The sequence below is a fragment of the Pantoea sp. JK genome (assembly GCF_026130245.1).
Classification (GTDB): domain Bacteria; phylum Pseudomonadota; class Gammaproteobacteria; order Enterobacterales; family Enterobacteriaceae; genus Pantoea; species Pantoea trifolii.
The window spans coordinates 326,931-339,737 of the sequence record NZ_JAINFN010000003.1; the positions used below are offsets into that span (position 1 = coordinate 326,931).

Annotated in this window: 12 protein-coding genes, 1 tRNA gene and 1 pseudogene; 6 read left to right on the forward strand and 8 right to left on the reverse strand. The window is 51.9% G+C overall.

Annotated elements, in window-relative coordinates:
- Nucleotides 1–7: 7 nt before the first annotated feature.
- The 3 genes from PanJK_RS09075 to PanJK_RS09085 all read right to left on the reverse strand — a co-directional run bounded on the left by PanJK_RS09075 (nucleotide 8) and on the right by PanJK_RS09085 (nucleotide 3,215).
- Nucleotides 8–559: a SiaB family protein kinase gene (locus PanJK_RS09075; protein WP_256697407.1), complete on the reverse strand. Its 552-nt coding sequence runs from the start codon at nucleotides 557–559 to the stop codon at nucleotides 8–10.
- A 9-nt stretch (nucleotides 560–568) separates the two neighbouring features.
- On the reverse strand, nucleotides 569–1,792 hold the full coding sequence (locus PanJK_RS09080; protein ID WP_265299088.1) for a SpoIIE family protein phosphatase: 1,224 nt from the start codon (nucleotides 1,790–1,792) through the stop codon (nucleotides 569–571).
- Nucleotides 1,793–1,892: 100 nt separating this feature from the next.
- Nucleotides 1,893–3,215: a methyl-accepting chemotaxis protein gene (locus PanJK_RS09085; RefSeq protein WP_265299090.1), complete on the reverse strand. Its 1,323-nt coding sequence runs from the start codon at nucleotides 3,213–3,215 to the stop codon at nucleotides 1,893–1,895.
- Between the two features lie 195 nt (nucleotides 3,216–3,410).
- On the opposite strand from PanJK_RS09085, the gene PanJK_RS09090 reads away from it, so the two are divergent.
- Nucleotides 3,411–3,486: transfer RNA gene (locus PanJK_RS09090), tRNA-Phe, on the forward strand.
- A 299-nt stretch (nucleotides 3,487–3,785) separates the two neighbouring features.
- On the opposite strand, the gene PanJK_RS09095 is transcribed toward PanJK_RS09090, so the two are convergent.
- Nucleotides 3,786–4,223: a VOC family protein gene (locus tag PanJK_RS09095; RefSeq protein ID WP_265299091.1), complete on the reverse strand. Its 438-nt coding sequence runs from the start codon at nucleotides 4,221–4,223 to the stop codon at nucleotides 3,786–3,788.
- A 215-nt stretch (nucleotides 4,224–4,438) separates the two neighbouring features.
- Between PanJK_RS09095 and PanJK_RS09100 the strand changes: the two genes are divergently transcribed.
- Entirely contained in the window at nucleotides 4,439–5,122 is a 684-nt protein-coding gene (locus PanJK_RS09100) for a hypothetical protein (RefSeq protein WP_256697402.1), read from the forward strand.
- A gap of 288 nt (nucleotides 5,123–5,410) precedes the next feature.
- Here the strand turns inward: PanJK_RS09100 and PanJK_RS09105 are convergent.
- Both PanJK_RS09105 and PanJK_RS09110 read right to left on the reverse strand, forming a co-directional pair.
- Nucleotides 5,411–5,624, reverse strand: a pseudogene (locus PanJK_RS09105) (hypothetical protein).
- 14 nt (nucleotides 5,625–5,638) lie between these two features.
- Nucleotides 5,639–7,036, reverse strand: coding sequence for an amidohydrolase family protein (locus PanJK_RS09110; protein ID WP_256697401.1), 1,398 nt, complete (start codon nucleotides 7,034–7,036; stop codon nucleotides 5,639–5,641).
- A gap of 129 nt (nucleotides 7,037–7,165) precedes the next feature.
- Between PanJK_RS09110 and PanJK_RS09115 the strand changes: the two genes are divergently transcribed.
- Complete coding sequence (locus PanJK_RS09115) at nucleotides 7,166–8,050, forward strand: LysR family transcriptional regulator (RefSeq protein ID WP_256697400.1); 885 nt, start codon at nucleotides 7,166–7,168, stop codon at nucleotides 8,048–8,050.
- 70 nt (nucleotides 8,051–8,120) lie between these two features.
- Here the strand turns inward: PanJK_RS09115 and PanJK_RS09120 are convergent, their stop codons facing one another.
- On the reverse strand, nucleotides 8,121–8,957 hold the full coding sequence (locus PanJK_RS09120) for a MipA/OmpV family protein (RefSeq protein ID WP_256697399.1): 837 nt from the start codon (nucleotides 8,955–8,957) through the stop codon (nucleotides 8,121–8,123).
- A 206-nt stretch (nucleotides 8,958–9,163) separates the two neighbouring features.
- On the opposite strand from PanJK_RS09120, the gene PanJK_RS09125 reads away from it, so the two are divergent.
- Genes PanJK_RS09125 through PanJK_RS09135 form a run of 3 tightly spaced genes read left to right on the forward strand, consistent with a single transcriptional unit; the run spans nucleotide 9,164 to nucleotide 11,716 of the window.
- The gene (locus tag PanJK_RS09125) at nucleotides 9,164–9,841 is read left to right on the forward strand and encodes a response regulator transcription factor (protein WP_265299096.1); all 678 of its coding nucleotides are present in this window, start codon (nucleotides 9,164–9,166) and stop codon (nucleotides 9,839–9,841) included.
- Nucleotides 9,841–11,229 carry a sensor histidine kinase gene (locus PanJK_RS09130; RefSeq protein WP_265299098.1) on the forward strand — a complete coding sequence of 463 codons (1,389 nt, stop codon included), beginning with the start codon at nucleotides 9,841–9,843 and terminating at the stop codon, nucleotides 11,227–11,229. The genes PanJK_RS09125 and PanJK_RS09130 overlap by 1 nt, the downstream gene beginning before the upstream one ends.
- A 49-nt stretch (nucleotides 11,230–11,278) precedes the next feature.
- A complete protein-coding gene (locus tag PanJK_RS09135) occupies nucleotides 11,279–11,716 on the forward strand; it encodes a hypothetical protein (protein ID WP_372340038.1) in 438 nt (145 codons plus the stop codon).
- A gap of 397 nt (nucleotides 11,717–12,113) precedes the next feature.
- Here the strand turns inward: PanJK_RS09135 and cybB are convergent, their stop codons facing one another.
- Nucleotides 12,114–12,638 carry a cytochrome b561 gene (cybB, locus tag PanJK_RS09140; RefSeq protein WP_265299102.1) on the reverse strand — a complete coding sequence of 175 codons (525 nt, stop codon included), beginning with the start codon at nucleotides 12,636–12,638 and terminating at the stop codon, nucleotides 12,114–12,116.
- Nucleotides 12,639–12,807: the final 169 nt, after the last annotated feature.

The following is a 12,807-nucleotide window of genomic DNA, read 5'->3' on the forward strand; positions in this document are numbered from 1 at the left end:
CAATCGATCAATCCTGGTGAATGGTGGCTTTCAGCCAAAACGTGGCGTAACCGTTGGCGGCCAACGGACGCAGTTCATACTCCAGCGGTTCGCTGACGTCGCGCGCCAGCGTTAATAATCCAATGTTGGCCCCTTTGCTGGTGGCGGGGCTCTCGGCACGCAATCCCACGCGATACGCCTGTTTGATCTCTTCGTTGCTCATGGTGCGCAGCAGATCGAGCCAGTAGCGCAGCTGCTCGCAGGCGACTTCATCCACCTGATTGCTGCTCTCCAGCACGTAGTTGTCGCCTTCAACGTGCAGCGTCACCGTGCCGAAGCGAAAATCCTGCTCGGCGTGGCTGGTGCTGCGGCTGTCTTGTGAATAGCGCAGGATGTTTTGCACGATCTCGACAAAGCTGGAGAACAAGCGACGCCGAACTTTGACCGGCGCCTGCTGATTCTCAAGAAACACTTTGATCACTTCGCCCATCGCGGTGATGTTCTGCGGCGAAAAGAGGCCGGTGTAGTGCAGCGCCACGCTGTCGGGTGGGACGCGGCTGAGATTCGAAGCTGGTGTCATAACGTGACTCTAATAGCGGAAGCCAAACCAGGTGACGTCATCGCGTCGCGGCTGGTTGCCTTGCCAACGAAGAAATTCCTGCTCGAATGCCGTGGAAAGCGCCGGCATCGGCAGCGTTTGATAGTGATTCAGCAGCGTCTGAATGCGCTTTTTGCCAAACATAATGTGACGTTCACCGCCGGGCTGATCGGTGACGCCATCGGTCATCACCAGCAGCATGTCGCCGGGATTGAGCGTGCGTTGCTGCTGCGGCCAGACGTAATCCTGCGGCGTATCGGTATAGCCAACGCCAACGCGGTCGGCCTTCAGCGATTCCGCCTCGCCGCCAGCGCTATGCAGCAACGCGTGCATGCGCGCGCTCGACCATGAAAGCTGATGATTTTCGCTATCCAGACGCAGCGCGATGGCATCGCAGCCGTCGTTCGACAGCGAGGTTTGCTGAGAAGCGTTGAGCTGGCCAAGGGTTTGCTTGATATGGCGATTGAGCGATTGCAGCACGTCGGACGGCCCACGCCGATTCTGCTGCAGCGCATTTTCCAGCGCCGATTGCAGGATCACCGTCATAAACGCGCCGGGAATGCCGTGGCCGGTGCAGTCGGCAATCAGCGCCAGCCAGCCGTGTTGATCCTGATGGAAGGCGTAATAGTCGCCGCCGACGCCATCGCGCGGCTGCCAGTGCAGGCACCAATCGCTGAGCTGCTGCGCCATCTGCTGCTTGGATCGATCGAGCATCGCGTCCTGAATCACGCGCGCATAATCGATGCTCTGCAAAATTTGCTGATGCTGTTGATGCTGCAAATCTGACACGGTGCGGATCAGATCGATACCCAGCCCGATGCCGATGTAGCGGCCTTGCTCGGTGAGGATAAAGCCGTCGGTGACCGATTTATCGCCGGTCGCCACCACTTGCTGCGCTACCTGATCAAGCTCGGTATCTGCATCAATCACCAGCGGCTCTTTATCCATAAAGGCGATGCAGCTTTTGCGATCGTAGAGTTCACGGAAAAACGGGCGCGACATTTGCGACAGGAAGATATGGCGGTTGATCATGCCAAACGGCGTACCGTTTTCGATCACCGGCAAACCAATCAAATCTTTGTGCTCGGTAAACAACGCCATCACCGCCGTGTTATCCATCGCGGGACTAACAAACGGCACGGCAATGCGCAGCGAACGCGCACGAGAACGACTCGACAAGGAGGCAAGGCCTGCGCGTAAATCAGGCAGCTGCATAGAGGGATCTGACGTTGATTAGGAATTATCTTAGATTACTGCGCCCCTGTGACACTTTTATGATCTGTTGGGTCGCCATTCATGGCGACCTGGCTACAAATCACTCTTCCTTCAACGCCGCCGTAACGTGCCCAATGGCACGCACCACTTCGCTGGAGCTGCCGCGAATATCCGCCATCATGCCGCCAGCCTCTTTCGCCAGCACCACGCCTTGATCGGCACGTTTCAGGTTCGATGCAATACCTTTCAGCGCTTTCTCCGCCAGCGTATGGTTCTGCTGCACCCTGTTCTCAATCTCGGTGGTGGCGCGGTTGATGTTGGCCGCCAGCGTGCGGACTTCATTGGCGACCACGGCAAAACTGCGACCATGTTGACCGGCGCGCGCCGCTTCCACCGCCGCGTTAAGCGCCAGCAGGTTGGTTTGATCGGCAATCCGACGGATGCTCTCGACAATCGCGCCGATGCGGTCTGAAGATTCGCTCAGATCGTTGATATCGCCGGAAATGCCATGCAGCTCGCCGGCCAAATCATTCATGGTCTGCACGCTATTCTCAATCACCGTGGCACCAAGACGCGTGCTTTCGCTGGTTTGCAGCGCGGTTTGATACGCCTGCTGCGCCGCTTCGCGCTCTTGCTGATTCTTCTCCACCTGCGCGGTGACATCGGTGGCGAACTTCACCACTTTGTACAGCTCGCCGGTTTCGTTAAATACCGGGTTGTATGTGGCGCGCAGCCATACCGTTTGGCCGCGTTTATTCACGCGCTGGAACTGGCCGGAGATAAATTCGCCCTGATTCAGCTTGTGCCAGAAACGGCGGTACTCGTCGCTGTTGCGCATTTCTGGCGGACAGAATTGGCTGTGATGTACGCCGATCACCTCTGACGCGCTGTATCCCATGGTTTTCAGGAAGTTGTCGTTAGTCATCAACACTTCGCCCTTGAGATTGAAGGCAATCACCGCCATCGAACGCTCAATCGCGGTGGTCATGGCGCGCTGCTCTTGTGCATCCATGATGCGCGCGGTGATATCGCTCGCCAGTTTGACGATTTTAATCACCCGACCGCTGCGATCCTGCACCGGCACGTAATTCGCTTCCAGCCAAATAGGGCGGCTGTGTTTTGCCACGCGCAGGAACTTATCGCTGAAGCCTTCACCGCGATTCAGGCGTCGCCAGAAGTCGCGGTATTGCGGCGAGTTGAGCAAATCTGCGGTGCAGAACATGCTGTGATGCTGGCCAACGATCTCTTTGAGCGTATAACCCATGCGCTCGAGAAACAGCTCATTAGCGGTGAGGATTTTTCCTTCTGGGGTGAATTCAACCATAGCAATAGCGTCTTGCAGTGAACTGAGCGTTGCCATGCTATTACTGCGCTTTTGCCACGCAAGACGTGACAAGATTCCTGATGCAATTGTGCTGAACATGGGGCGAACCTTATTATTGGTATAGGATGTCAGCACGGTTATCGGCACAAGCGATTAAAAATTCACCTATAACAGCGATAGGCGAATAATTTTTTACCTGTTGGTCTGGAGGTTGCTTTAAAAGGCATCAGTCAGCTGATTTTTGCCGAAAAGCGTTTGACGGTGCCGCGCGAGTAGGGTTTAATGCGCCCCGTTGCCCGGATAGCTCAGTCGGTAGAGCAGGGGATTGAAAATCCCCGTGTCCGTGGTTCGATTCCGCGTCCGGGCACCAACATTCTGAAAACCCAGCTTATGGCTGGGTTTTTGCTTTTCTGCGTTTGCTAATCTCAACCACTGCCTCCTTTCCTTCCCTACACGTTGATTATTCAGCATTGATCGATACCAATTTATTTATCCCTGGCTAATACTTTTAATCTATTGTCCCCATGTCTGCGAACATCATTTCAACGGCCATTTGAGTTCAATACTCTAATTCGATAAGAAGCCCCAAAATGTTCGCTAAGTGCCAGAAACGGACATTGCAAGTATCACTTTTCTAATAAGAAGATAACGGGTCATAACATGTGGACTTCATTGACTGCATTCCATCAATTCAAGCGTTTGACCATCGGGGCTTTGTAAATATATTACTCTGGTCCCCCGCAGGGGCCCTGCCAGGACTGTCTGAGGTTTCCCTGGCGTCTTCCAGCCATAGTCCGAAACTTTGCTCAAAAGCGTATCAAGATCCTCGACTATAAACGCAAGGTGAGCGTAGCCAGGAATGTAGGGTGCTGAGGGCTCTTCTGGCTGTTCAATGTTATTGTATTGCAGTAATTCGATTTTCATCCCAGCCAGCTCAAGCAAAGCCATTCGTACATCAGCACCTCTTGTGCCTGTTACTTCATCAATAATCGGTCCAGACATTTTTCCTTCGCGTAATACTTTACCTCCAAGAATATGAGTCCAGAAGAATAATGATTCTTCAACATTTTTAACTGAAAAACCGACGTGATTGGCACTTAAGATCATGAGATTACCTGCTGGGCTTGGAAAATTATCATCTAACTATCTTATATCCTGGTTTTATTTCTTCACGATAAGTGCCGGGAGATTTTCAGGAAAAATTAAAATTAAGTGCGGTCTAAATTATATATTTACGATTCATACACAACGACAGCTATGGCTGAAAGAAATATGATTGGCCATCTGCTACCTGTTTTCACACTTCTATCATAAGGTCTGTTATGCAATCAGAAAGCCTGCAAAAGATGTATCTTTCTACAAACCAGAACACTATCGCTAGCTGGATGAAAAATCGTGGGATTGGGGATAGCAAAAAAGATCACTATTACGATCCGCTAAAACTCGCTCTTGCAGCGGGCATTAAGCCTACTGTGCCAGATTGTGTCTCACAGCTAATTGATGAACTGAATGGTCTCACAAAGGATGATTCTCTCGCCGACACGCTGCCAACTCAGGGTTTTCATTTTACTTTCTTACCCCTGACCCTTCCCCTGTATAAAGTGAACGAACCATTGCCAGAGAAAGTGGATCAATTAACGAATATTTGGACCGAATATCACGCGAAAAAAATTATTATCCGGCAACTCCGGTTAGTCGCGTTGCCCAGTCAGTTATTGCTTGCTGGGATTCCTGATTGTTCTGCGATAGATATGCGCCGGTCGTTTTGTGAAAAAGTTCTGGATTCACAGTGGAATAATGAGTTGCTGACGCGGCACACCGGTGGCCCTTTACCCGCCCCCTTCTGGCACAGCACAATTCTGCGCTACCGCGCTGCTTTTTTACCTGCAACCGTGCGTCAATTTTTCATTGAACGTCAGGCTATGAATTTCGGCGATGTTGCCGAAGAACTTATATTGGCTAAGGTCAATTACAACTGGACAAAATGTTTTCCCTTGGAGAATTAATGAATACGTTGTAACAGCATGCCAAAAACGTCCTTCCCGCATGTTCTGGCTTTAAAGGTGAGTGAGTTTGGTGCCGGTATCTCCCGGAGAGGCGGCTATTGGGCTAATTAACCTGCTGTTGAGATTATAGACAGCCAGCCTCGTTAAGTCAGTGCAAAGGAGCCGGTGAGTTCTTTCACACCACAGCGGGCACTCTCCGAACGTATTCCTGACCTCAGCTGCAATTGAAAACATGATAATCCTTCAGATATGAAAGGTCCTGCACGATGGCAAAAGTGGATTACGCTGTTACTGCAGAAAACGTGCAGAGAGCCGATTGCCGAAAAGCATGACGGCAAGTCCGATCAGCATGACAACCATACCCCCCAGCCTGAGTAACGAAACCGGACGCCGCAGTGACCGGGCCGCCGCCCAGCCCCTTTGCCAGTTGGCTGTTCAGGGTCGTCTGCAGGGTGATCCCCAGACCTGCGGCAAACGCGATTACGTAATAGATCATGCCCATACTTTTCATCCTGGTCAGTCGGCCTGCACCAGCGGTAGGAAGGTGTCAGCAAAAATGTCAGGCTGGTAGCCAGAGGCTGCAAAAAGGTGCTCACGCGACTCATCAATCGCCGCTCGTAGTCGCGCGCTGTCTACGCCCAGCACCTTACCGTTCTGTTTAACGATGCGTCCCCCAATCATGACAGTATCGATGTTGCTGCGCTCGGCGGCATGAACCACCGTGCCAAAGGCATTGCCGGACGGGTAAAGATTGAGATCACTGACGCTAATCAGCACCAGGTCGGCTTGTTTGCCCGGCGTCAGGCTGCCCACTTTGTCCTGCAGCCCTGCACAGGCAGCGCCATCAAGAGTCGCAGCTTTAAGAAGTTGCGCCGCCGGAAGCGTTTTCAGCGCATGTTCAGAATCGCAGCACTGCTGCTGATGCATGCCCATCACGCGCTGCAGGTAAAAGGCGACGCGCATCTCCATAAACATATCGGTGCTGTACGAGGTTTCATTGTCTACGCTCAGGCCAGGATTGATGCCATGACGCTGCGCGGCCTCAATGGCGAACATCCCACTTTCGATGCCATAGTGCGAATCTGAGCGCGGGCAGACATTAACCCGGACACCGGCCTCCTGGAGAATTTTCCATCCCCGGTCGGGCAGCGCCGTGCAGTGATTGAAAATATTATCCGGACCCAGCAGCCCCTGCTGATGCAGCGACTCAAGTTCAGACCCCATCTCAGCGCCAAAGAACTCAGTGACAATCGACAGTCCCAGCCTGCGGGCCTCGGCCCATAACTCCGGCTCCAGCTGAGCCATGACGGCGAGAGAGACCAGGCTTTCAGGGTTGTCGCTGAAATACTTATCCTGCAGACGCTGCCAGTTTCCCGGCCAGTGCGCTTTATCCCATTCGCCAGCAACCGGTGCGCCGGAAGCATGAATGGCACGAATGCCGGCATCAAGCAAGGCTTCGACGGCGGCATCGGAATGCGCTGCGGTTCGGCTGTTGTGTGAGTTATCGATCATCGTGGTAATGCCCGCGTCAATCGCGCCCAGCGCCGTCAGCAGATTGCCAACATAGATATCGGCAGGACGGTAATATTTAGCGAAGGAGAAGTGCGTGGCGTTGCTGTAGTCGTCCAGGCAGGTAGCGTTTGGGTTAATTCGGCGCAGCTGTCCTTCCCATGCGTGACGATGAGAATCGACCATTCCCGGCATGGCGATCATGTTGGTGGCATCAATGACCTGCGCACCCGGGGCTTCAAGGTGCTGGCACACTGCGGTAATCATTGAGCCGTTAATAAGAATATCACCGCGTTCAATGTTACCGACGTTCTCGTCCATGCTCAGTAGGGTAGCGCCACGAATCAACGTGGCCTGTGAAGTGACATTCTGATTATGAATAATATTTCTGATGTAATCGGTCATTAAACCGGCCTCTTTTCTGATTAATGGGGAAACGATACGCCACGCCATTGACCTTAAAAAGATGCGTAAAACGTTTTCATAATTCATAATTCCCGAACAATCAGACTAACTTCATCCGGGAGAAACACGATGGATCGGATTCAGGCTATGCAGGTTTTCACACGGGTTGCTGAAGCCGGGAGTTTTGTACGCGCTGCAGAAACACTGTCACTGCCTTCTTCCACCGTCACCAGTACGATTAAAAACCTGGAGAAATACCTGAAGGTGCGTCTGCTTAACCGGACGACAAGGCGCGTCAGCCTCACCCCTGAAGGCCTACAGTATCTTGCACAGTGCCGGGAGATCCTGTCATTAATAGAACACTCGGAATCCAGCCTTGCAGCGTCTGTCAAACGTCCTCAGGGGCGTCTACGAGTTGACATGCCCGGTGGGATCGCTCAGTTCATTGTTATGCCGAAGCTCAAGGATTTTTACCGACATTATCCGGATATTTATCTGATGATCGGTGTAAGTGACCGACAAGTCGATCTGGTTCAGGAGGGCGTGGATTGTGTGATTAGAACCAGTGAGCTCAATGACTCCTCGCTGGTTGCCCGACCGCTTGGCCGGTTTCGATGGATAACCTGCGCCTCTCCAGACTATCTCAATGAATACGGGATTCCCGAGACACCTGAAGAGTTGCTAAAGCATCGTGCGATCCATTATTTTTCCGCCTCGACCCGGCGCGTAAATGAACTGCATTTTGTTCGTGGCAATGAAACACGGTCTGTAGCAGTAAATGGAAACGCCGCTGTGAATGAAACGGGTCTTTATATAAAAATGTGTCTTGAAGGCTTCGGACTGGCGCAGCTTGCTGAGAATATTGTCTCTGAACATCTGCAGAAGGGGGCGCTGGTCGAAGTGTTGGCCGACTGGCAGCCGCCTTCAGTCCCGGTCACTTTGCTATACCCGCATCAACGCTTCCTTTCTCCCACGGTGCGTGCCTTTACTGAATGGATGACCGACATCCTTTAAAATCGCCGCTACGATGTCTGCGTGTCCGCTTAGTGCCCTAAGCTGGCGGGAAACACACATTGAATAACGATCAGAAGCGGTATGTTACCAGCAGGCTTCCGGTGGGTGATGTTTCTCGTTGCACAAACGGGCTATTGCGCGCATCTCCCGTTAACTGCGTAACGCCTGCTGCGGCAATCACGCTCCAGTCTTCATTGAACTTGTGTGTCCAGTCAAGATTCATCGACCAGGCATAAATTCCCGATCCGGCATCATATCGGATAAACCTTGATGCGGCCGATTGAGATGCACTGACTCCGTAGTAAGTCTGCATGTATTTGTCCGTCCCCCAACTGCCGGTCAGCGCCAGCGTTACCGTATTATTCGGTGAAGTATAAAGCGGGCTATGAATGCCAAAATGCAGTGCCGTGCCATTGTTTTGTTCAGAAAATGGCACTTCAGCCTGCAATTGCAAATTGAGCCAGTCGGTCACCCCGTATCCCAGGCCAAGCACACCGAGAGCCGAGCCTTTGACATCGCCCATACCACGCAAATAGTCGCTGCCATCGCTGAGGGAGTCACTGTCCACGTCGCGATCCTTACGGCCTGCGCGATAGCTCACCGCCGCGTTGTAATCAAATTTGCCGATGTTATTGCCATAACCGATGCCCCGCGTGGAGCTGACGAAGAAACCATTTTCCATGGTGTAATCAAGCACCAGGGAAGTCGTGACGCGGCTTTTGTCCGAACCAGAATAGCGTGGCGTCACGTTCGCGCCGCCTCCCACCGTCAACGCGTTGCCCTGATTCTGTGCTGCCGCCAGTATCGGGGTGGCCAGTAACGCCAGGACTGCGCCCGACAACATTTTTTTCAGGCTGCACCCCGTGAGTGAAAGGGGGAACTTATGACGCAGTGTGCTATTTCTCATTAAAGAAGTCCTTATGCATTCAAATGATTACGATGCAAGCGGGTTGTAACCGCCAGAACGTTCATTTTGGATGCGCCCGCTAAAGTTCTCATGAGCCAAAAATGAAGAAAGGGTGAAGCAACCACAGATGCTGCAAAGCTGATAGATTTCCTGATACCGTTTTTTTCTTCAGACGTTCTTCATTCACTGCTGATACCGTAACCATTGTGAAAATACTCCTAATTGAAGACGACCTGGATCTCGGTAACGGCATACGTATTGCCCTTGCAGATCAAGGGTTTGATGTTATATGGGTTCGCCGCAAAGAGGATGCGCAGCATCAGCTTGATGTCTGTGTGCCTGAACTTGTGTTGCTCGACCTCGGATTACCCGATGGCGATGGCATGAGCCTGATGGGGTGCTTGCGTCAGCAGCTTAAGAGCATTCCCGTCATCATCCTGACGGCGCGAGGCACACTGCACGATCGCCTTTCCGGGCTGGACGCGGGTGCAGACGACTATCTCGTCAAACCGTTTGTTCTCGCCGAGTTGCTGGCGAGGGTGAGAGCGCTTGCGCGCCGCAGTTATGGTTTTCAGAACGAGGCGATAGAACTTCGCGGATTATCACTGTTTGTGCCCACACGACGCGTGACCGTGAATGCACGGCATGTTGAGTTGACGGCAAGTGAATACGCGCTGCTTGAAACGTTGATGTTACGCACTGACCGCGTGCTGACTCGTAGTTTTCTGGAAGAAAGGATCTTCGGCGCAAAAGAAAATATGAGTAATGCGCTTGATGTGCATATGGGGAATTTGCGTCGCAAAATCGGCGAAGGCTATGTGCGAACGGTGAGGGGCGTTGGGTATGTCATTGATACCGTAGCCATTCAGAAGGGAGCAGGTTGATGCGAAATGTCTGGCGCCATCTGAGAACCCCAACGTTCGTACGGCGAATTATGGTAGCGCAGATGCTATTGCTCACTCTGCTCTGGTGTCTTTTTCTGACTTACGTTTTGTGGGAGGACTTACGAAGTCCGCCGATATTAACGGGCAGTAAGACGTACGAAACCATTTTTACGGTGGTTAAGAGTATGGACGATCGCCCGCAGGAGCGAACGTATGTGCTGGCTGCATTAAGTAAGGCAGTACGGGAAAATTATGGCGGCGGTGAAGATCCAGCACTCTCAATCAGCCTTATCGTACGCGAGAATAAAGAGATAATTTATGCCTCTGATGGTGCGACAGTCGGAGTGATAAATAGCCGTTATGGAAAAATTGAGCGAGTGGAGAGTGATGGTCGCGCCTGGAACAGCCGTACCTTAAAGTCCGGGAACGCCGACACAGAGGTCACGCTTATCACCCCTGCTGGAGGCTGGAATTTCTTTATCTACTTGAACTCGCGTGGCTACTACGTGATGCCGCTGCTGGTATGCATTCCTTTTCTCTTGTTCCCCGCGTGGCTGTCGATCCGCATTGCAATGCGCCCATGGAATAAGGTGGTAAATGAAGTGTCCTTGCGCACGCCTGACGATCTCTCGCCCTTAAAAGCAGTGCCAAAGCACAGGGAGCTTCGTCAGATGGTTGACGCGGTTAATGGATTTCTTGCCAGGGTGCGGGAAAGCACTGAACGGGAGCGCGTTTTCATTGCCGATGCTGCTCACGAGTTACGTACCCCTCTGGCGGCGATGCGAATCAATGTTGAGGCGCTGGAGTCTTATGTGAGCAGTGACAGCCATAAAGAGTTGCTTGCGGGCATTGTTCGCAGCAACAGCCGTGCGGCTCGTCTGGTCAATCAGTTGCTGCTGTTGATGCACAGTGAAGCGCGCATTGACATGGTTATGGAGCCTTTGCCGCTGACAACACTGATACAAGAACGCATGGCCGGGCTGGTACCGCTCGCGGCGGAACGCAGGATTGAACTTGAATTTTACGCCGAAGAGGAAATCTGGGTGACTGGCGTCAGGGAACGGTTGATGTCGCTTATCGATAACGTAGTTGAAAATGCCGTGAAGTATAGCCCCTGGGGCGGGAGCATTGAGGTGGAATTACGATCCTTAAATCAATCCACGCAGTTACGTGTTTCAGATGCAGGGCCTGGCATTCCCGTTGAATTGAGGGAGCGCGTGTTTGACAGATTTTTTCGGGATCCTAACCAGATGCAAAGCGGGAGTGGGCTGGGGCTTGCCATCGTTAAAGCCGTTGCGCAGCAACACAACATCAGCGTAAGCCTCAGTACGTCGGCAGAAGGTGGGCTGATGGTTTCGGTTGATTTCCCAAATCACAAGTCCGCCTGAAAGCAAAGACAACGTTGATCCGCCCAAGCGGAGGGCCTTTACCTGAATGATGGAGTTAAACGTGAAATACGTTGTTCTTGCAAGCCTGTTAATTTCGCTCTCACTCAGCGGGTGCGCTATTACGGTCAGTGAACTAAAAAGCAGCCAATCCTCTTTTGACGGCAGTTTCGTGAACAAGGCAGGCTCATCTGATACTTATCGAACCCTAAGGTACATGGCAAGACAGTGCCTCGAATATGAGGCATATTCAGGAAATCCGGTCATCGTACTGAGCGAATTTGATGGTGAGCGCAAAGCAGGGGAGATTAATCAAAAGTTCCTTTCACAGGGATTGTTGATAAATAACACGCTAATTGAGATCGAAAGCCGGCATGGTGACAACGCACAGGTCTCCCTGTATACAACCAAGAACGTCTTGAGCACGGGAATTCGGTCGCCAAAGATAATTGATATCAAGCGCTGGGCTGACGGCGATAAAACGTGCTAGCGCGACACCGCGAAGCATCCCAGTTATATGACTTGCGCCACATTGATTAACACCGCAATTTTAAGTCATACCTTCATCAGAGGTGAGAGCCACTTCAAACTTCCGCTTCTCGACTGCAGACCCGGCGTTAATTGCATAGGGCGTTGGCAGATTTTTTCTATTTTGCCCATCGCGGCTCCAGCGATGGGCACCGCTTCGGCAGATTCGTGGAAGAATTGGGCCTGCAACCTGAGCGTATTATTTACGCCAATTACAATGCCCATCCTGTTACCAGGCTTCATTAACGCTCACGTGCCGTATTTCTTTTTAATAGATTTGAGAAGAGAACCGACCATTCTTCATTACCGGCTTTAAAATAATGCGATCCTTCACATTCGCTATCAGTAAAGCCGTCTATTTAGGGCATCATCCGGCGCAAAGTGTTATCCCGCAGAAAGTAGTGGTGGAAGATGGCCGCCAGCGCATGAAGACCGATCAGCCAGTAGCCCAATGGCGCTAACGTTTCATGCCAGCTAATGAGTGTTGACGCTGTGGCGGGATCGGGAATTGTTGCGACCGGCATATTCAGTCCAAACAGTGACCACTCTTTGCCGCGCAGATAGCGTGACGTCAGGCCCAGCACAGGTAAAACAATGAAAAGCACATAAAGCAGCGAATGTACGAGATGCGATAGCCCGGTCTGCCAGCTCGACACCGGCGGCGTTATGGCAGGGGTAATGTAGCGGCTGCGCATATACAGACGAGCAACCATACAAATCAGCACGCAAAAACCGGCGGAGAAATGTGTGATGATGACAGCATTACGCTGCCAGGTACCTTTATCTGCCAATCCGCGTAACTCAATTGTGGCGTAAGCAATGATGAGTAGTAGTACCGTTAGCCAGTGAAAATAGATTTGTGGGCGAGCATATTTGTTCAGCATTGATTGGTTCCTACCTGAAAAGTTATCTCACTATATCAGCCAATTCTTATCTCAAGATTAAGGGCTAAATGGCAATTGCCATTCATGGCCCAGTAAAAAGTTCCCAATCTGATTGATTTGCAGGCATCTATAGCACGGGCTATTAAACTTAGTCGTGTCTATAAGATGA